The organism is Angustibacter aerolatus (assembly GCF_054776675.1).
In genome coordinates this window covers 12,128-29,927 of the sequence record NZ_BAAHBM010000042.1, presented here as the reverse complement: position 1 = coordinate 29,927, position 17,800 = coordinate 12,128, and the positions used below count along the sequence as shown (strand labels likewise).

Sequence of the window (17,800 nt, the reverse complement as noted above, 5' to 3'; positions counted from 1 at the left end):
GCGCCGCGGCGGTCCGCGACCACGGCGACCGGCTGCCCGACCGCGCCACCCTGCTCGCGCTGCCGGGGGTCGGGCCGTGGACCGCCGACTCCTGCGACCTGCGCTGCCGCGCCGACCCCGACGTCTTCCTGCCGACCGACCTCGCGGCCCGCCGGGCCCTGGTCGCCGCAGGCGTCGTCGACACCCCGGCCGCCGTCGCCGCGGCCGCCGCGGCCTGGGCGCCGCACCGCTCGACGGCGCTGCTGCACGTGTGGGCCGAGTACCTCGGGTTGTAGGGAGACACCGTTCACCTGCAGGGCGTTCCGAAACACCCGGCGGCCCGCTAGCGTCCGTCGAGACACGCACCCGAGCGGAGGGACGCCACGTGGCGACGGTCGACGAGCTGATGCGGGCCACCCTGCTGGAGGTATTCGGCGAGCGCGACGACGCGCGCCGCCGGGCCGCCGTCGAGCGGGTGTACGCGCCCGACGTCGTCTTCTCCGACCCCGACGAGGTGGTGACCGGCCACGACGCGCTCGACGCCAAGGCGAAGCGGCTGCTCGACGACGCGCCGGGCTTCGTGTTCCGCGCCGAGGGGCCGGCGCTGGTGAACCACGAGCTGGGCCACCAGTCCTGGGCGTTCGGTCCGCCGGACGGCGACCCCGTGGTGCGCGGCGTCGACGTCGCCCTCGTGGCCGACGGCCGCATCACCCGGCTCTACACCATGCTGCTCACCGACTGACCCACCACCGGAGGACCCACGTGCCCACGATCACCACGCCCGACGGCGTCGACATCTTCTACAAGGACTGGGGGCAGGGGCAGCCGATCGTGTTCAGCCACGGCTGGCCGTTGTCGTCCGACGACTGGGACGCGCAGCTGCTGTTCTTCCTGCAGCAGGGCTACCGGGTCGTGGCGCACGACCGGCGCGGCCACGGCCGGTCGAGCCAGACCGCCGACGGCCACGACATGGACCACTACGCCGACGACCTGGCCGCGCTCACCGAGCACCTCGACCTGCACGACGCCGTGCACGTCGGGCACTCGACCGGTGGCGGCGAGGTGGTGCGCTACCTGGCGCGGCACGGCGAGTCGCGGGTGGCGAAGGCCGTGCTCGTCGCGGCCGTGCCGCCGCTGATGGTGCAGACCGAGGCCAACCCCGGCGGTCTGCCGAAGTCGGTCTTCGACGGCATCCAGGAGGAGGTCGCGAAGCACCGCTCCGAGTTCTACCGCGCGCTGCCGTCCGGACCGTTCTACGGGTACAACCGTCCCGACCGGGAGCCGTCCGAGGCGGTCATCGCCAACTGGTGGCGGCAGGGGATGATGGGCGGCGCCAAGGCCCACTACGACGGCGTGGTCGCGTTCTCGCAGACCGACTTCACCGAGGACCTGCGCGGCATCACGGTGCCGGTGCTGGTGATGCACGGCGACGACGACCAGGTCGTGCCGTACGCCGACTCCGGCCCGCTCTCGGCCGAGCTGCTGCAGAACGGCACGCTGAAGACCTACCCCGGCTTCCCGCACGGCATGCCGACGACGGAGGCGGAGACGATCAACGCCGACCTGCTGGAGTTCATCCGCTCGTAGGTCGGACGACGCGGGCTCAGGCCAGCGTCTGGGTGACGGTCGACTCGGCGGCGGTGTGCACGACCGTAGCCGAGGCGCCGTTCACCAGCGGCAGGAACGGCTGCACGTGCCCGCACTCGACGTCGGCCACGATCGGCACGCCCAGGACGCCGAGCGCGTCGAGCACCGCCTCGTGCTGCGACAGGGTGGGTGCGTCGGGTGCGCCGGTGCGACCCACGAGCACCGCCGAGGCGTGCTCGAAGAAGCCGGCGAGCCGCATGCCGTGCAGGTTGCGGCAGATGGTGAACGCGTTGTCCTCGCACGCCTCGACGTAGACGAGCAGCCCGTCCGGCGCGTCGGCGGCCAGCGCGGTGGTGTCGAGCAGCGGCGTGCCGGCCAGGTTGCAGATCGTCTCGACGCAGCCGCCGACGAGCCGGCCGCGCGCGCTGACGTCGCCGCCGCCGTCGAGGCGGGTCCAGCCGCCCGCGGCGTCGAGCGTCATCCGGTCGACGCCGGGGTCGCCGGCGTAGTCGTCCCACCCGCCGCTGCGGTACGCGCCGGGGGAGCGCTGGGTGAACGTCGCGCCCGCGGGCAGCGCGCACACGTCGAGCCACGACAGCGTGCCGTCGGCCGGCCGGTACGGCGTGTCCATGAGGTTGTTGCCGTGCACCGTGGCGACGCCGGTGCGCAGCGTCAGCGGCGCGATGATCGTCGAGACGTCGCTGAACCCCACGACCCAGGTCGGTTCGGCGGCGGCGATCGCCTGCCAGTCGAGCAGCGGCAGCAGGTCGATCGCCGTCTCGCCGCCCCACGGCGGCACGATCGCCCGCACCGCCGGGTCGAGCAGCATGGCCTGCAGCTCGGCGGCCCTCGTGGCAGCCGGCGCGCTGACGTGCGTGCCGCCGAGCAGGCACTCGCCGAGCCGGACGTCGTAGCCGCGCCCCCGCACGACGTCGACCCCGGCGTCGAGCCGGCCGCGCAGCCCGGGTGCCACGCCGCTGGAGGGCGCGGTGACGCCGACGACGTCGCCGGGGCGGAGCGGGGCGGGGAAGCGCACGGTCACCGCGGCAGTCTGGCAGGACTCGACACGCATAGCATGCCTATGTAAAGTGGACGTCGTGCCCGCACCGACCGACGTCCACGAGCTGTCCGCGCAGCTGCTGGTGACGAGCGCCCGCCTCACCCGGCTCGCCGCGCGCGTCTCGGGCGCGTCGGCACCCGTCGCCCTGGTGCGCTCGCTCGCCCAGCTCGAGGAGCAGGGCCCGCTGCGGGTCAGCGAGCTGGCCGCCCTCGACCGCGTCTCGCAGCCGACGGCGACCACCCTGGTGCAGAAGCTCGCCGAGCGCGGCTGGGCCGACCGCGGCGCCGACCCGGTCGACGCCCGCGCCGTGCTGGTCACCATCACCCCGGCCGGTCGCCAGGTGCTGGCGCAGGTGCGCACCGCCGCCGCCGAGGCGCTGGTGCCGCGGCTCGAGCGGCTCGACGAGGCGTCGCGCCGCGCGCTGGCCGACGGCGTCACGGTGCTGGCCCGGCTGGTCGACGGCGAGGCCGGGTAGCACCAGCCGCACGACGAACCCACCCGCGACGCCCCACCGACGCCGCACCACCACCGAGGGGAACCGCATGCCCGCGTCACCCGCCACGTCCCGGTCCGCCGGCGACGGGGCCAGCATCCTGCACCAGCCCAAGGCCGTCTGGGCGGTCGCGTTCGCCTGCGTCATCGCCTTCATGGGCATCGGCCTGGTCGACCCGATCCTGCAGCCGATCTCGCGCGAGCTCGGCGCCACGCCGTCGCAGGTGTCGCTGCTGTTCACCAGCTACATGGCGGTGACCGGCGTCGCGATGCTCGTCACCGGCGTCATCGCCAGCCGCATCGGCCCGAAGCCCACGCTGCTCGGCGGCCTGGCGATCATCGTCGTGTTCAGCGCGCTGGCCGGGCACAGCGACACGATCGACCAGATCGTCGAGTTCCGCGCCGGCTGGGGCCTGGGCAACGCGCTGTTCATCGCCACCGCCCTGGCGACCATCGTGGGCGCGGCCAGCGGCGGCGTCGCGAGCGCGATCATCCTGTACGAGGCGGCGCTGGGCATCGGCATCGCCACCGGCCCGCTGGTCGGTGGCCTGCTCGGCGGCATCTCGTGGCGCGGCCCGTTCTTCGGGGTCGCCGCGCTGATGGCCATCGCCTTCATCGCGATCGCCGTCTTCCTGCCGTCGCTGCCGAAGCCGGCTCGTGCGACGTCGCTGGCCGACCCGTTCCGCGCCCTGCGGCACCGCAGCCTGCTCACCGTCGGCATCACCGCCCTGCTCTACAACTTCGGCTTCTTCACCCTGCTCGCCTACACGCCGTTCCCGCTCGACATGACGGCGCACCAGATCGGCTTCATCTTCTTCGGCTGGGGCCTGTGCCTCGCGGTCGCCTCGGTGTTCGTCGCCCCGCGGCTGCAGCTCCGGTTCGGCACCATCCGCGTCGTGGCCGTCGCGCTCACCCTGTTCGCGCTCGACCTGGCGGTCATGGGGCTCTTCACCGACCACAAGCCGGTGCTCGTCGTCTGCGTCGTGGTGGCCGGGATCTTCCTCGGCATCAACAACACGCTGGTGACCGAGACCGTCATGGTCGCCGCGCCGGTCGAGCGCGGCACCGCGAGCGCGGCGTACAGCTTCGTGCGGTTCGCCGGCGGCGCGGTGGCCCCCTGGCTCGCAGGCAAGCTCGGCGAGACCGTCAGCCCGCACCTGTCGTTCTACGTCGGTGCCGGGGCGACCGCCGTCGGGGTGCTGGTGCTGCTCAGCGGACGCCGGGTGCTGGCCCACGTCGACCGGCACGAGCCGGCCGAGCAGGGCGTCGACGAGGCGCAGGTGCTCTCCGCCGCCGACGCCTGAGCCGTCAGGCGGTGCCGGTCGAGGCCGCTCGGCGCAGCGCGTCGAGCGGCATCGGGCGCCCGAGGTGGAACCCCTGCACCATGTCGCAGCCCATGGCGCGCAACGACTCCAGCTGCTCGGCCGTCTCGATGCCCTCGGCCACCACGTGCAGGTCGTGAGCGTGCGCGAGGTCGACGACGGCCCGGACGACGGCGGCCGAGCGGCGGTCGAGGGTGACGTCGGCGACGAACGAGCGGTCGATCTTCATGAAGTCGAGGTCGAAGCGGCGCAGGTACGCCAGCGCCGAGTAGCCGGTGCCGAAGTCGTCGAGGCCGAGCTGCACGCCGAGCTCGCGCAGCTGGCCGAGGTTGCGCACGAGCACGCTGGTCGGCTCGGCGAGGCTGCCCTCGGTGATCTCGACCCGCAGCGACCGGCCGTCGACGCCGGACTGCTGCAGCGCGGTCGCGATGCGGCCGGAGATGCCGGGCACCTGCAGCGACAACGGCGACAGGTTCACCGCGACGCCGAACCCGGCGACCGGCGGGCGCTCGAGCACCTCGCGCACGGCCTGGCTGAACACCGCGACGTCCAGGTCGACGACCAGACCGGCGGTCTCGGCGACCGCCACGAACTCGGTGGGCGGCACCGCGCGGCCGCCGGCGGTCATCCGGGCCAGGGCCTCGCACGACGTCATCCGGTCGTCCGCCGCCGTGGCGCCCAGCGTCAGCACCGGCTGGTACGCCGGACGCACCGCGCCCTCGACGAGCGCCGTCCGCAGCTGCTGCTCCAGATCGAGGCGGTGCGCGGCGACCGCCCGCAGCGACTCGTCGAACGGCACGACCGCTGCGCCGCCCGCGGCCTGGCCGGCGTCGACCGCCAGCGCGGCGTGCCGGTACAGCTCACCGGCCGACGTCCGCTCGCCGCTGCGGTGCAGCGCGACGCCGACGCTGACGCCGATCGTCAGCGGCTCGCCCGCGCCCGGCAGCAGGTACGGCCGCGAGAGGTCGCGGTGCAGCCGGTGCGCCAGCTCGAGCGCCTCGGCCGGGGTGGTGTGCTCGACGAGCACCGCGAACTCGTCGGCGCTCAGCCGGCCCGCCGTGCGCAGCTCGTCCGCGACCGCGGCCAGCCGGCCGCCGACCGCGACCAGCAGCTCGTCGCCCACGCTCTGCCCGTGGCGGGCGTTCACGCCGGCGAAGTGGTCGACGTCGAGCACCAGCAGGGCGGTCGAGCCGCTGTGCCCCACCGCCGACAGCGCCGTGCCCAGCCGCTCCAGCACCTGCGCGCGGTTCGGCAGCTCGGTCAGGGCGTCGGTCATGCTCAGGTGCCGCACCGCGGCCTCGGCCTCGCGGCGGGCGGTGACGTCCTGGGTGGTGCCCCACAGCGCGGTGACCTGGCCGTCGGCGCCGAGCACCGACTCGGCCCACAGGTGCCAGTGCCGCCAGCCGCCCTGCCACCGGTAGCGCAGGTCGACCTCGCCGCTGCCCTCCTGCGCGAACAGGCCATAGAGCAGGGCGTCGTGCGCCGCGCGGTCGTCGGGGTGGATGCCCTCGAGGTACGCGTCGAGACCGCGGCGCTCGTCGTCGAGCCCGGCCAGCCGCTGCCCGCCGTCCAGCCACTCGACGTTCGTGCTGCCCAGCGAGTAGCGCCACACCGACAGCTCGGCCATCCGCTGCGCCACGCCCAGCAGGTGCTCGCGGTCGCGCAGCGCGCGGATGCCCTCCAGGTCGCCCTCGACCTCGGTGACCACCACCGCCACGGCGCGCGGGGCGGGCGGCACGTCGACGTCGTCCGGCACCGGCGGCAGCGGCACGGCACGCACCTGCAGCTGGCGGGCCGCGGATCCGGGCACCGGCCAGCTGAGCAGCTGGGTGCTGGCGCGGCCGGTGGCCAGCACCACGAGCACGGGGTTGTCGCCGTCCCGCACCGGCCGGCCGTCGGCGCGCAGGGCAGGAGCGAGGAGCCCGGACGGCGTCTCGCCGACCAGGTCGTCACCCAGCAGGTGGGTGGCGGCCGCGTTCACCTGCTCGACCCGCCCGTCGGCGCCGACCAGCAGCACGCCCTCGGTCAGCAGCCCGGCCACGGGGTCGCCGAGCAGACCCGGCACGGCGGGGAGCGCGAGCCGGGTCGGGCGCCTGGTCGGACGACCTGCGGAGACGGACACGCAGAGGTCATCGGGTGCGGGCGCGCCCGACTTGACCGGGTGCCCGCGTCAGCTGCGGCGGCAGTCGACCCCGGTGCACTGCGGGCGGCTGCCGTTGGCGAAGGCGGTGTTGCCGCCCAGGTCGACGGCGCCGGGGGCGTAGACGCCGCGACGGGTGTTGCGCACGACGACGTTGCCGCCCAGCTGCGCGCCCGCGACCGGCAGCACGATCGCGTCGCGGTTGCGGGTCAGCACGTTGCGGTTGGCGGTGAGCGAGTACCGCTCGACGCCGGCCACCGTCGTGATGCCGGTGCCGTTGCCCTGGAACACGTTGCGCTCGAGGAGCACGGCGCCGTCCTGGTCGACGCGCACGGCGACCTTGTTGCGGTCGAAGCGGTTGTAGCGCAGCGCATCGGGCACGCCGCCGCCCTGCTCGCTCGAGACCGCGACGTCGTTGTCGCTGAAGACGTTCAGCCGGGACGTCGACCCGCCGGCGAACGTGCTCAGCGCCGTCCTGCTGTGCGAGACGTGGTTCTCGCGCAGGCTGCAGGCGTTCTCGGTGCAGCGGACGCCGATGTCGTTGCGGTCGAGCACCGACGCCCGCAGCGTCAGCGACCCGTTCGAGCCGTTGTAGCCGAAGTCGCTGTCGCGGATCGACGTGCGGTTGATCGAGACGTCCGAGTAGAACGAGAAGACGGCACCGCCGTTGCTCCGGAACGTCGAGCGGTCGATCGCCAGCCGGCCGAACTCAGCCGACGCGCCGGTGCCGTTGTCGAGCACGGTGACGCCGGAGACCACGAGCTTCGGCGGCTGCCCGTCGTCGGGCGGCGAGCCGGTGCCGGCCAGCAGCGCCGTCGCCCAGCCCCGCACCGTGCCGTGCTTCACCCCGGACGTGCCGGACGCCGACGTGAGCACCGCCGTGCCCGACCCGTTGCCCCGCACCGTGTGGCCGCCGAGGTCGAGCGTCACGCCCGGGGCCAGCACCAGGCCGAGGCCCTCGCACGTCAGGTCGCGAGTGAGGGTGCGGCTGCTGGTCACGGTGTCGCCGCAGGACAGCCCCGCCCTGGCGGACGCCGGTGCCGCCGTGCCGAGCGCGGTCGCGACGAGCGCGAGCGTGCCGAGTGCCGCGGCGGTGAGTGCGGTGCGGACGTGCATGTAGGCCCCCCGAGGGCTCGCTGTTCGACCCAGATCCTGCCTCGCCACACATCCTGGTGTCACGAGTTCGAGGGAACCTAGCCGAACGGGTGACGGCCCGGCGAACGGCTCGTTGCGGTAGAGGGCTCGGTGTGATGCGTGGCACAGTGCGGCCATGGAGAGCACGATGCAGCGCACGCCGCTGCTCATCTCGCAGATCCTGACCTTCGGCACCACCGTGCACGCGGCGTCGGAGGTGGTCACCTGGACCGCCGACGGCCCCCGCCGGTCGACGTACGGGGACCTCGGTCGCGACTGCGCCCGGCTGGCCAACGCGCTGCGCGCCCTCGGCGTCGAGGGCGACGAGCGCGTCGCGACCTTCATGTGGAACAACGAGGAGCACCTCGAGCTGTACCTCACCGTGCCAAGCACCGGTGCCGTGCTGCACGCCCTGAACATCCGGCTCTTCCCCGAGCAGCTGGTGTACGTCGCGAACCACGCCGAGGACGTCGTCGTCTTCGTCGACAGCTCGCTCGCCGCCCCCTTCGCGAAGCTGCTCGCCCACCTGCCCCTCGTGCGCGCCGTCGTCGTGAACGGCCCGGTGCCCGACGACGTCCGCGCCGCCCTCGCCGAGCACGGCCGCGCCGTGCACGACTACCGCGAGCTGCTCGACGCCCAGCCCGACACCTACGAGTGGCCGGTGCTCGACGAGGACTCCGCGTCGTCCATGTGCTACACGAGCGGCACCACCGGCAACCCCAAGGGCGTCGTCTACAGCCACCGCTCGAACTACCTGCACGCCATGCAGACCAACATGGGCAGCGCCATGGGCCTGAAGCAGGGCGACCGGATGCTCGCGATCGTGCCGCTCTTCCACGCCAACGCCTGGGGCCTGCCCTACGGCGCGCTGCTGTCCGGGGCGTCGCTGATCATGCCCGACCGCTACCTGCAGGCCGAGCCGCTCGTCGCCATGATCGCCGCCGAGCGCGCCACGACGTCCGCCGCCGTCCCCACCATCTGGACCGCCGTCCTGCACCACCTCGACGAGCACGGCGGCGACGTGTCGTCGCTGCAGAGCACCGTCATCGGCGGCAGCGCCTGCCCGCCCGCCCTCATGCGCGCCTTCCAGGAGCGCTACGACATCGAGGTCATCCACGCCTGGGGCATGACCGAGACCTCGCCCCTCGGCTCCGTCTGCATCCCGCCCACCCAGTCCGAGGGCGAGGAGCGCTGGCGCTACCGCGAGTCGCAGGGCCGCATCTCGCCGCTCGTGCAGACCCGCGTCGTCGGCCCCCTCGGCGACGAGGTGCCCTGGGACGACGAGTCCGTCGGCGAGATCGAGGTCGCCGGCCCCTGGATCACCGGCTCCTACTACCGCGAGGACGCCCCCGAGAAGTTCGACGACGGCTGGCTGCGCACCGGCGACGTCGGCTCGATGACCCCCGACGGGTACCTGCGCCTCACCGACCGCGTGAAGGACGTCATCAAGTCCGGCGGCGAGTGGATCAGCTCCGTCGACCTCGAGAACGCCCTCATGTCCCACCCCAAGGTGCTCGAGGCCAGCGTCGTCGGCGTCCCCGACGAGAAGTGGGGCGAGCGCCCCCTCGCCACCGTCGTCGTCGCCGAGGGCGAGTCCGTCGACGCCGAGGAGCTGCGCACCCACCTCGCCGACAAGGTCGCCAAATGGCAGGTCCCCGAGCGCTGGGCCTTCATCGACGAGGTCCCCAAGACGAGCGTGGGCAAGTTCGACAAGAAGGTCCTTCGTCAGCGGTACGCGGACGGGGAGCTGTCGGTCACCACGCTCTGACCTTTCGTAGGGCTGCGCGGGGAGGCCCGGCCCACGTACGGAAGACCGACGGGAGACCCGTGCGGGAAGCGTGAAGATCCTCCAGCAGGCGCGATCGGGGCCGATCACGCACAGCAGCGCCGGTTAGGGTGCCCTTCGGGGGCGATGGCGCCTGCTGTGTCCGGACGTCCGTTTCTCTCTCGCCCACCGTGGAGGTCGAGCGCGCATGCTGCACCGCGTCGGTGCCTCTCGTGGGCGGCACGTCGCCGCGCCGAAGCACGGGCCCGTGGTGCGCGCGGTGCGCGGGGTGCTGGTCGGGAGCGTCGGCGTGCTGGTGCTGGGGCTGCTGGTCGGCACGGTGGTGGTGCGGCGGCTCGAGGGCAACATCACGGCCACCGACATCACCGGGGCGCTGGGCAACCTGCGGCCCAGGGCGCAGGGTACGAAGGACCCGAACACGAACCTCGGGCCGATGAACATCCTGCTCATGGGGTCGGACAACCGCAGCGACCTGACGGACGCGAGCGACTACGGCGCCGCCACCGAGGGCGCGCGCAGCGACACGACGCTCGTGGTGCACCTGTCGGCCGACCGCAGGAACGTCGTCGTGGTGAGCATCCCGCGCGACTCGATGGTGCCGATGCCCAGCTGCAAGGACCCCGACGCGACGCTGCAGGGCGCGAAGGTCGAGCAGTTCAACGCCGCGTTCTCGCTCGGCGGCGCGGGGTGCACGGTGAAGACCGTCGAGGCGAACACCGGCATCCGCATCGACCACTACGCGGTGCTGAACTTCGACGGGTTCAAGCAGATGGTCGACGCGCTCGGCGGGGTGGACGTCTGCCTCACCCAGCCGGTGAAGGACGTCAAGAGCCACCTCGACCTGCCGGCCGGCACCACGAAGGTCAAGGGCAACCAGGCCCTGGCGTTCGTTCGGGTCCGGCACATCGGCGACGGGTCCGACATCAGCCGCATCGGCCGGCAGCAGGCGTTCCTGTCGGCCGTCGTGCGCGAGGCGACGAGCAGCGGGCTGCTGCTGCGCCCCGACCGGCTGCTGGGGTTCCTCGACGCCGCCACGAAGTCGCTGACCACCGACCCCGACCTGGCCAACGTGCGGCAGCTGTCGAACCTGGCGCTGCAGATCAAGAACGTGAAGACGTCGAGCGTGCGGTTCGTGACGGTGCCGATCCGCGCGTACCCGCCCGACCCGAACCGGGTCGAGTGGACGCAGGCCGCCGACGCGCTGTGGGAGAGCATCCGCACCGACCAGGGTCTGCCCGGCGACAAGAAGTCGTCGAAGCCGGCGGCGACCGAGGCGCCGCTCACCGTCGCCCCGAGCGAGCTGTCGGTGAAGGTGCTGAACTCCAGCGGTGCGAGCGGCCTGGCCAAGCAGGCCGGCGCGGCGCTCGCGGCGCAGGGCTTCGACGTCACCGGCACCGGCAACGGTGCGGGGGCCGCGGCGCGCGGTGCGGTCGTGCACTACCCCGAGGGGCAGCGCGAGGCGGCGCGCACGCTGGCCGCCGCCTTCCCGAAGGCGTCGCTGATGGTCGACGACACGCTGAGCAGCGGCTTCGTCGTCGACCTCGGCAAGGGCTCGCCGTCCGTCGTGGCCGTGCCGAACCGCGTCGGCACCGACGACCTGCCGGCGCAGCCGGTGAAGGCGCCCGCGGTGCCGCGCTCGGCGACGCCGACGATCACCGCCCGGGTCGCGTCCGACACCACCTGCTCCGAGGGCTGACCGACCCTCGCTTTGCCGGTGCGCTCGGCCGACCGGTACGCTGCACGGGCTGCCTGGAGGCGTCGCATAGTGGCCTAGTGCGCCCGCCTGCTAAGCGGGTTTGGGATGAAACCCATCGCGAGTTCAAATCTCGCCGCCTCCGCCGTACCAGCACGCCGACGCCCCGCCGGTCTCGACCGGCGGGGCGTCCGCGCGTCCGGGGTCAGTCGATCGACAGCCGCTCGGTGTCCGGCACCGCCGCGTACACGCTGGCGCCGCCGGGCTCCGGGTGCACGACGTCCGTGACGCCGCGGGCGGCCAGCGCCCCGGCGTCCGCCGCGGTGCGCGAGGTGACGACGGTCGGCCGCCCGCCGTCCGCGGCGACCTGCATCCAGGCGGTGAAGACCCGCCCGCCGGGCGCGCAGTCGCCGCGGTGCAGCGGCAGGTCGTCGTCGTCGACCTCGACCACCACGGCGGTGCCGCGTGGCGGCGGGGCGGACGACGCCCGCACCTCCGCGGCGACCTCGGCGAACGCCCGGCCGACCGGCTTCACCGTGCCGCCCGCGTCGTGCAGCCCGAGGGTGTGCTCGAGGTCCGGGAAGTCGGCGAGCGAGCGGTCGACGTCGTGCGAGCACCACCAGGTGACGCCCCACAGGTCGGGGCAGTCGGCGGCGGCGCGCACCGTCTCGCGGACGAAGTCCGGCGCCTGCGCGGTGTCCATCACGTTCAGCGGCGCACCGACCTCCTGCAGCCACACCGGCCGCCCGGCGTCGACGGCGAACGCGGTCGACAGCTCGATCAGGTACTCGGCGTGCCGGCGGCTCTGCACCGACTCGGGCCCGTACGCCTGCGCGGTGCCGTTGAAGACCCACGAGTGCACGGCGGTGACGTCGCCCAGCCGGCTGGCGTGCGCGGGCGTGAACGGGTGCCCGTCGAGGTAGAAGGCGGCGTCGTACGGCGCGTGCAGCCGCAGCGTGGAGGCGTCGTCCGGCACGGCCCCGAGCAGCCGGCGCAGCCACGACTCGACCTGTGCCGGCGTGGCGGGGGAGGCGTTCGGGTGCGGCGCGCCGGAGAACTGGTTCAGCTCATTGCCCAGCGTCAGGCCGAGGTAGCCGGGCAGGTCGGCGAGCGCACCGTGCACCGAGCCGACCAGCTGCTCGAGCGCCTCGACCACGTCGTCGTCGGTGAACAGGTTGCGGGTGTGCCAGGTGGTCACCCAGCTGGGCAGGAAGTCGAAGCTCGACAGGTGCCCCTGCACGACGTCGACGCTCACGTCGAGCCCGCTGCGCTGCGCCACCTCCGCCACCGCGCGGACGTCGGCCAGTGCGCGCTCGCGGATCAGCGTGCGGTTCGGTTGCAGCAGCGACCAGAGCGGGAACAGCCGCACGTGGTCGAGCCCGAGCGCGGCGACGGCGTCGAGGTCGCGCGCCACCGCGTCGAGGTCGAGGTCGAGCCAGGCGTGGAACCAGCCCTGCGAGGGGGTGTAGTTCGCGCCGAAGCGCACGTCCCTCACGACGGTTCGGACGGGTCCCGGGGGACGTCGCCGCTCGCCTCGAGCGACGACAGCAGCACCCGTCGTCCGCCGGCGAGGTCGGTGGCGGTCGAGTCGAGCCAGGGCTCGGGCTGCTCGGGCAGCCCGCGGGCCGCGATGCCCTCGACCAGCGCGGCGCGCGTCGTCTCGACGGACGCGCCCCGGTGCTGGTGGTAGAGCTCGACCAACAGGTCCTGCAGGGTGTGGGTGGTGCGGGCCTGGCCGTCACGATCGTCGTCTATGGGCACCCCCCGACCATCCCGCGCGCACCGCCGGCCTGCCACTTCTCGGCCTGCCGGCAGCGGGTGACCCTGGTGGCTGGCGGCCCGGCGGGAGTCTGGCAGGGTCGGGGGATGCGCAGCGGCCCCCGCACGACCGTGACGACGCTGGCCGTGGCCGCCGGCCTGCTCGCCGCCGGGTGCTCCGGCGGTGGAACCGCACCCGGCGACCGAGCCGGCGGCACGGCGGGTGCGCCCACGACCTCCGCGCCGGCCACCGGCCCGTCGTCCGGCCAGACCCCGGCCACGGCGTCGGGCACCGCCTCGTCCACCGCCTCGGCCACTGCGTCGACCACTGCCTCGGCCACCGCCTCGCCCGCCGCCGACGCGACGGCGGCGGGGCGGCGTCAGCTGCCGCGCGGTGGCACGACGCTGTTCCCGCGGTACCGGCTGGTCGGCTACTCCGGCGCCCCGGGGTCGAAGGCCTTCGGGCGGCTCGGCGTCGGCGACCTCGACGAGCGCGTCGACGAGATCGAGCGCCGCGCGAGGCCGTACGCCGACGGGCGCACCGTGCTGCCGGTGCTCGAGCTGATCACCGTGGTGGCCACCGGCAGCCCCGGCGCGGGCGGCGACTACTCGCAGCGGGTGCCCGACGCCACGATCGCGCGGTACCTGAAGGCGGCCCGTCGGCACAAGGCGCTGCTGCTGCTCGACGTCCAGCCCGGCCGGGCCGACTTCCTGCCGCTGGTGAAGGACCTGCGCCCGTGGCTCGAGCAGCCGGACGTCGGCCTGGCGCTCGACCCCGAGTGGGCCGTCGGGCCGAAGCAGGTTCCGGGGCGGGTGTTCGGCCGAACCACCGGGGCCGAGCTCGACGGCGTGGCCGCCTACCTCGACGGCATCGTGCGGGCGGAACGGCTGCCGCAGAAGGTGATGGTCTTCCACCAGGTCGCCGCGAAGGTGGTGCGCGAGCAGTCGGCCATCCGCAGCCGCCCCGGCGTCGCGGTGATCAAGAGCGTCGACGGCATCGGGTCGCGGTCGGCCAAGACCGACACCTGGCGGGTGCTCGTGCGCGACCTGCCGCGCGGCGTCCGCCCGGGCTTCAAGCTGTTCTACGTCGAGGACGCCCGGCACGGGAAGCTCATGACGCCGAAGCAGGTGCTGGGGCTGCGGCCGAAGCCCGACTACGTGCTGTACGAGTGACGGACTAGAGCCCGCGCAGGAACCGGGCGGCCACCGGCCCGGCGACGGTGCCCCCGCTCGCGCCCTCCTCGACGAGCACCGCGAACGCGACGTCACCCTGCCACCCGGTGATCCAGGCCCGCGTGCGCGGCGGGTCGTCGGTGCCGAACTCGGCCGTGCCGGTCTTGGCGCGCACCTCGCCGCCGTCGACGTCGCGCAGCGCGGTGCCGGTGCCGTCGGTGACCACCGAGCGCATCAACGACCGCAGCGTCGTGACGTCGCCGTCGTCCAGCGCCTTCGCGGTCGGGGCCGTCGCGCCGGTGTCGACCAGCGTGGGCGGCAGGTAGCCGCCGCGCGCCACCGATGCGGTCGACACGGCGACGGCGAGCGGTGACACCAGCACCCGGCCCTGGCCGAACGACGCCGCGGCCTTGTCGACGTCGGACGTCGTGGCCGGCACGCTGCCGCTGAACGCGTCGGTGCCGAGCGCGTCGTAGTCGACGCCGATGCCGGTGCTCGCCGCGGTGCGCCGCAGGTCGTCGGCGTCGAGCCGCGGCGACAGGCCGACGAACGCGGTGTTGCACGACCTCGCGAAGTCGGTGCGGAACGGCACGGCGCCGAACTGCTCCGCCTCGAAGTTGCGGAAGGTGCGGCCGTCGACGGTCGCGGTCTGCGGGCACTCGACCCGGTCGTCGGCCCGCAACCCCTTGCCCAGCAGCGACAGCGTGGTCACGACCTTGAACGTCGAGCCCGGCGGGTACCGGCCCACGAGCGCGCGGTCGAGCCCGGTGGCGGGGCTGTTCGCGACGGCGAGCACCGCCCCGGTCTGCACGCTGACGGCGACCAGCGCGGCCGGCTGGTCGAGGTCCTGCAGCGCCCGGTCGGCGGCCTCCTGCACGTCGGTGGCGAGGGTCAGCGCGAGCGGCTTCCCCGTCGTCGCCGCGACCTCGTACAGCGTGCGCGGGTCACCCTCGGACACCGCCTCGACGACGGTGCCCGGGGTGCCGGCCAGCTGCTCGTCGTACTGCCGCTGCAGGCCCGAGACCCCTGCGACGTCCCCCGCGGCGTACCGGCCGCCGCCCTTCGTGACCATCTCGGCGGTCACCGGCCCGACCGACCCGAGCAGCGCCCGGGCGAACTCCCGCGTGGGCGCGAGCGGCTGCGTGCGCTCGCGGAACACCACGCCCGGCAGCGGCCGCAGCTTCGTGCGCACCGCGTCGTAGTCGTCGCGGCGCAGGGTGATGACGTCGACGAACGCGTCGGGGGAGGCCGCCGACACCCGCTTCGCCAGCGGTGCCGCCTCGACGTCGGTCAGCTTCGCGACCTTCGCGGCCAGCGCCGCGACGGAGCCGGTGACCCGCCGGGGCTGGATGCCGACGTCGACGACCTCGCGGTCGGTGACCAGCACCTGCTTGCCGGCACCGGTGATCTCCGCGCGGTCGGGCTGGTCGCGCCGCACCCGCAGCACGTCGCCGGCCCGGACGTCGGGCGCCACCAGCTGCTGCCCGGCCGCCACCTGCCAGCGCTCGGCGTGCGTGAGCCGCAGCGGCAGCGTGCTGCGCCAGACCGCCCCGCCGCCCAGCGGGTAGGCGACGACGAGGGGCGCCGTGGCGACGTCGCCGGAGACGGTGGTGGCCCCGGCGGTGACCGTCGGCCGGGCCAGGGCCTTCACGGTGGCGGCTCGCGCGGTCTGCGCCGCCGCGCCGGTCGTGCCGGCCAGCGGCAGGCCCGACACGTCGCCCGCCCGCAGCGCGGCCGCCACCTGCCCGACCAGGCGGGCGGCGGCCTGCTCCTTCGCGGTCTGCGCCCGGCGCTGCAGCACCACCGCGAGCGCCCCGGCCGCGAGCACCACCACCAGCGCGGCAGCGACGATCCACGGCCACCGACGACGCGTCCCCTGCATGCCGTCCATCCAACCCGATCCGGTGTGCAGGACCGGTGGAGGGCCGGTCAGCAGGTCGCGTCGATCGAGACCGCCTCCGCGTCGTCCTTCGCGCCCTTCTTCTTCTTGCCCTTCTTCGGCACCTTGGTGACCGCCTTCTGCACCAGCTCGCGGATGTGCGTGAAGTCGGGGTGCACGGTGCTGATCACGTCGCTGGTGAACGGCAGGCTGCTCACGCCACCGCCCTGCACCCGCTGCACGAGCGTCACCCAGGCCGGCAGGTCGCTGCGCGGGACGTCGGTCGAGAGGTTGCGCTGCAGCACCTTGGCCAGCCGCGGGTAGCGGGCCAGCAGGGTCGCCGGGTTCGACTGGTCGAGCAGCGCGCCGACCATGCAGCGCTGCCGGCGCATGCGGTCGTAGTCGTCCGACCCCTCGCGCGAGCGGCTGAACCACAGGGCGCGGTAGCCGGTGAGCCGCTGGGTGCCGGGCTCGATCCAGCCGGTGATCGGCAGCGCGGCACCGGTCGCCTGGTTGTGGCCGCCGCCGATCGGGATGCGTCGCGGCACGTCGACCACGACGCCGCCCATCGCGTCGACCAGCCCGCTGAAGCCCTTCAGGTCGATGATCGTCGTGTAGTCGATGCGCAGTCCGAGCACCTCGCCGATCACGCCGCGCACGGTCTCGAGCCCGGGCGAGCGCACCCCGGGGAACAGGTCCTTGTGGTTGTCGGCCTCGGTCCACACGGCGTTCAGCAGGCACTCGCTGCCGCAGTCGTACCCGTTCGGCCACAGCCGGTGCAGCGGGTTGCTGCTGGGGAACGGCACCCGCTGCAGGTTGCGCGGCAGGCTCAGCAGCACCGTGCGGCCGGTCTTCGTGTCGATGCTCGCGACCATCATCGAGTCGGTGCGCACGCCCGTCCGGTCGGTGCCGGCGTCCGACCCGAGCAGCAGCATGTTGACCCGCGGCGTGCTGGCCCACGGGTCGGCGCGGGTCTGACCGGTCGGCTTCGCGACGCCGGGCTGCGGGGCGGCGGACGCGTCGTCCTCGAACAGGGTCTGCACCACGTCGCGCTGGATGAGCGCGTAGCGGGTGGCGAAGGAGTCGGGGACGGCGACCGCCGCGGCCAGCACCGCGACCAGGGCCACCCCGCCCGCCCGCTGCAGGGGCGTCGTCGAGCTGGGCCGGGCCGCCCAGCCGGTGAGCGCGATGCTGGCGACCCACACCAGCCCGGCCACCACGGCGAGCACGGCCAGCACCACGAGCGCGTCGGGCCGGACGGTGAGCCCCAGCGCCCACTCGCGGGTCGGGCGGTCGAGGACGACGGCCAGGCCGAACAGCGCCAGCAGCACCACCGGCAGCAGCACCAGCGCCCCGACGATCTTGCGGCCGGCGGCGATCAGCCCGACGCCCGGCACCAGCGCCAGCACCGACAGCAGCGAGAAGCGCAGCATGCCGTCGTGGTGCACGGCGTGCCGCGGGCCGGGGCGCGGTTCGCGCTCGCGACGCGAGGAGCGGTGCCGCGGGCCCTGCACCCGGGTGCGGCTGAACGCGGTGGGGCCCTGGCCGGGCACGGGCTCGTCGGTGCCGGGGTCGAGCTGCAGCAGCGGCCTGGACCCGTGCCCCTCGCTCATGCCCACCTCTCGCGGCGCCGTGTGGCCCGCCCGCGCGGGACCTGCGCTCATTCGACCACGTGCACGCGTCGCCTGCCCTCAGGTCGGGCCGGACCTACACGGCCCCTTCACGCGTCGTCCCCGCCCGCCGTCCTGGGGCGCGAGCCACGTGAAGTGGGCTCCCGCACCGTTCGAGGGGTGTGCA

At 74.2% G+C, this 17,800-nt stretch carries 14 protein-coding genes, 1 tRNA gene and 1 pseudogene; 9 read left to right on the top strand and 7 right to left on the bottom strand.

Going from position 1 to position 17,800, the window contains the following annotated elements:
• From ACYVI6_RS11245 to ACYVI6_RS11235, 3 genes and pseudogenes are all read left to right on the top strand, one after another.
• Nucleotides 1–275 (top strand): annotated as a pseudogene (locus ACYVI6_RS11245) (hypothetical protein); the annotation flags it as partial.
• Between the two features lie 89 nt (nucleotides 276–364).
• A complete protein-coding gene (locus tag ACYVI6_RS11240; RefSeq protein ID WP_460446457.1) occupies nucleotides 365–721 on the top strand; it encodes a nuclear transport factor 2 family protein in 357 nt (118 codons plus the stop codon).
• Between the two features lie 20 nt (nucleotides 722–741).
• On the top strand, nucleotides 742–1,566 hold the full coding sequence (locus ACYVI6_RS11235) for an alpha/beta fold hydrolase (RefSeq protein ID WP_460446456.1): 825 nt from the start codon (nucleotides 742–744) through the stop codon (nucleotides 1,564–1,566).
• Between the two features lie 16 nt (nucleotides 1,567–1,582).
• Here ACYVI6_RS11235 and ACYVI6_RS11230 read toward each other — a convergent pair whose 3' ends face one another.
• Nucleotides 1,583–2,608: a S66 family peptidase gene (locus ACYVI6_RS11230; protein WP_460446455.1), complete on the bottom strand. Its 1,026-nt coding sequence runs from the start codon at nucleotides 2,606–2,608 to the stop codon at nucleotides 1,583–1,585.
• A gap of 55 nt (nucleotides 2,609–2,663) precedes the next feature.
• Here ACYVI6_RS11230 and ACYVI6_RS11225 point away from each other — a divergent pair, with 55 nt between their 5' ends.
• Nucleotides 2,664–3,101 (top strand): MarR family winged helix-turn-helix transcriptional regulator, encoded by a 438-nt coding sequence (locus ACYVI6_RS11225; RefSeq protein WP_460446454.1) that lies wholly within the window; start codon nucleotides 2,664–2,666, stop codon nucleotides 3,099–3,101.
• Nucleotides 3,102–3,168: 67 nt separating this feature from the next.
• Nucleotides 3,169–4,422 (top strand): MFS transporter, encoded by a 1,254-nt coding sequence (locus tag ACYVI6_RS11220; RefSeq protein WP_460446453.1) that lies wholly within the window; start codon nucleotides 3,169–3,171, stop codon nucleotides 4,420–4,422.
• 4 nt (nucleotides 4,423–4,426) lie between these two features.
• On the opposite strand, the gene ACYVI6_RS11215 is transcribed toward ACYVI6_RS11220, so the two are convergent.
• On the bottom strand, nucleotides 4,427–6,505 hold the full coding sequence (locus tag ACYVI6_RS11215) for a putative bifunctional diguanylate cyclase/phosphodiesterase (RefSeq protein WP_460446452.1): 2,079 nt from the start codon (nucleotides 6,503–6,505) through the stop codon (nucleotides 4,427–4,429).
• 105 nt (nucleotides 6,506–6,610) lie between these two features.
• Entirely contained in the window at nucleotides 6,611–7,696 is a 1,086-nt protein-coding gene (locus ACYVI6_RS11210; protein ID WP_460446451.1) for a right-handed parallel beta-helix repeat-containing protein, read from the bottom strand.
• Between the two features lie 154 nt (nucleotides 7,697–7,850).
• Between ACYVI6_RS11210 and ACYVI6_RS11205 the strand changes: the two genes are divergently transcribed.
• The 3 genes from ACYVI6_RS11205 (at nucleotide 7,851) to ACYVI6_RS11195 (ending at nucleotide 11,338) form a co-directional block, all read left to right on the top strand.
• The gene (locus tag ACYVI6_RS11205) at nucleotides 7,851–9,482 is read left to right on the top strand and encodes a long-chain fatty acid--CoA ligase (RefSeq protein WP_460446450.1); all 1,632 of its coding nucleotides are present in this window, start codon (nucleotides 7,851–7,853) and stop codon (nucleotides 9,480–9,482) included.
• Nucleotides 9,483–9,687: 205 nt separating this feature from the next.
• A complete protein-coding gene (locus tag ACYVI6_RS11200; protein WP_460446449.1) occupies nucleotides 9,688–11,196 on the top strand; it encodes an LCP family protein in 1,509 nt (502 codons plus the stop codon).
• 55 nt (nucleotides 11,197–11,251) lie between these two features.
• Nucleotides 11,252–11,338: transfer RNA gene (locus ACYVI6_RS11195), tRNA-Ser, on the top strand.
• A 60-nt stretch (nucleotides 11,339–11,398) separates the two neighbouring features.
• Here the strand turns inward: ACYVI6_RS11195 and ACYVI6_RS11190 are convergent.
• Together ACYVI6_RS11190 and ACYVI6_RS11185 are read right to left on the bottom strand one after the other, a co-directional pair.
• Nucleotides 11,399–12,688 carry a glycoside hydrolase 5 family protein gene (locus tag ACYVI6_RS11190; protein WP_460446448.1) on the bottom strand — a complete coding sequence of 430 codons (1,290 nt, stop codon included), beginning with the start codon at nucleotides 12,686–12,688 and terminating at the stop codon, nucleotides 11,399–11,401.
• Nucleotides 12,685–12,954 (bottom strand): hypothetical protein, encoded by a 270-nt coding sequence (locus ACYVI6_RS11185; protein WP_460446447.1) that lies wholly within the window; start codon nucleotides 12,952–12,954, stop codon nucleotides 12,685–12,687. The genes ACYVI6_RS11190 and ACYVI6_RS11185 overlap by 4 nt, the downstream gene beginning before the upstream one ends.
• A gap of 105 nt (nucleotides 12,955–13,059) precedes the next feature.
• Between ACYVI6_RS11185 and ACYVI6_RS11180 the strand changes: the two genes are divergently transcribed.
• Nucleotides 13,060–14,124 (top strand): hypothetical protein, encoded by a 1,065-nt coding sequence (locus tag ACYVI6_RS11180; protein ID WP_460446446.1) that lies wholly within the window; start codon nucleotides 13,060–13,062, stop codon nucleotides 14,122–14,124.
• Between the two features lie 4 nt (nucleotides 14,125–14,128).
• On the opposite strand, the gene ACYVI6_RS11175 is transcribed toward ACYVI6_RS11180, so the two are convergent.
• Entirely contained in the window at nucleotides 14,129–16,006 is a 1,878-nt protein-coding gene (locus ACYVI6_RS11175) for a penicillin-binding transpeptidase domain-containing protein (protein ID WP_460446445.1), read from the bottom strand.
• A gap of 47 nt (nucleotides 16,007–16,053) precedes the next feature.
• Complete coding sequence (locus ACYVI6_RS11170) at nucleotides 16,054–17,616, bottom strand: LCP family protein (protein WP_460446444.1); 1,563 nt, start codon at nucleotides 17,614–17,616, stop codon at nucleotides 16,054–16,056.
• Nucleotides 17,617–17,800: the final 184 nt, after the last annotated feature.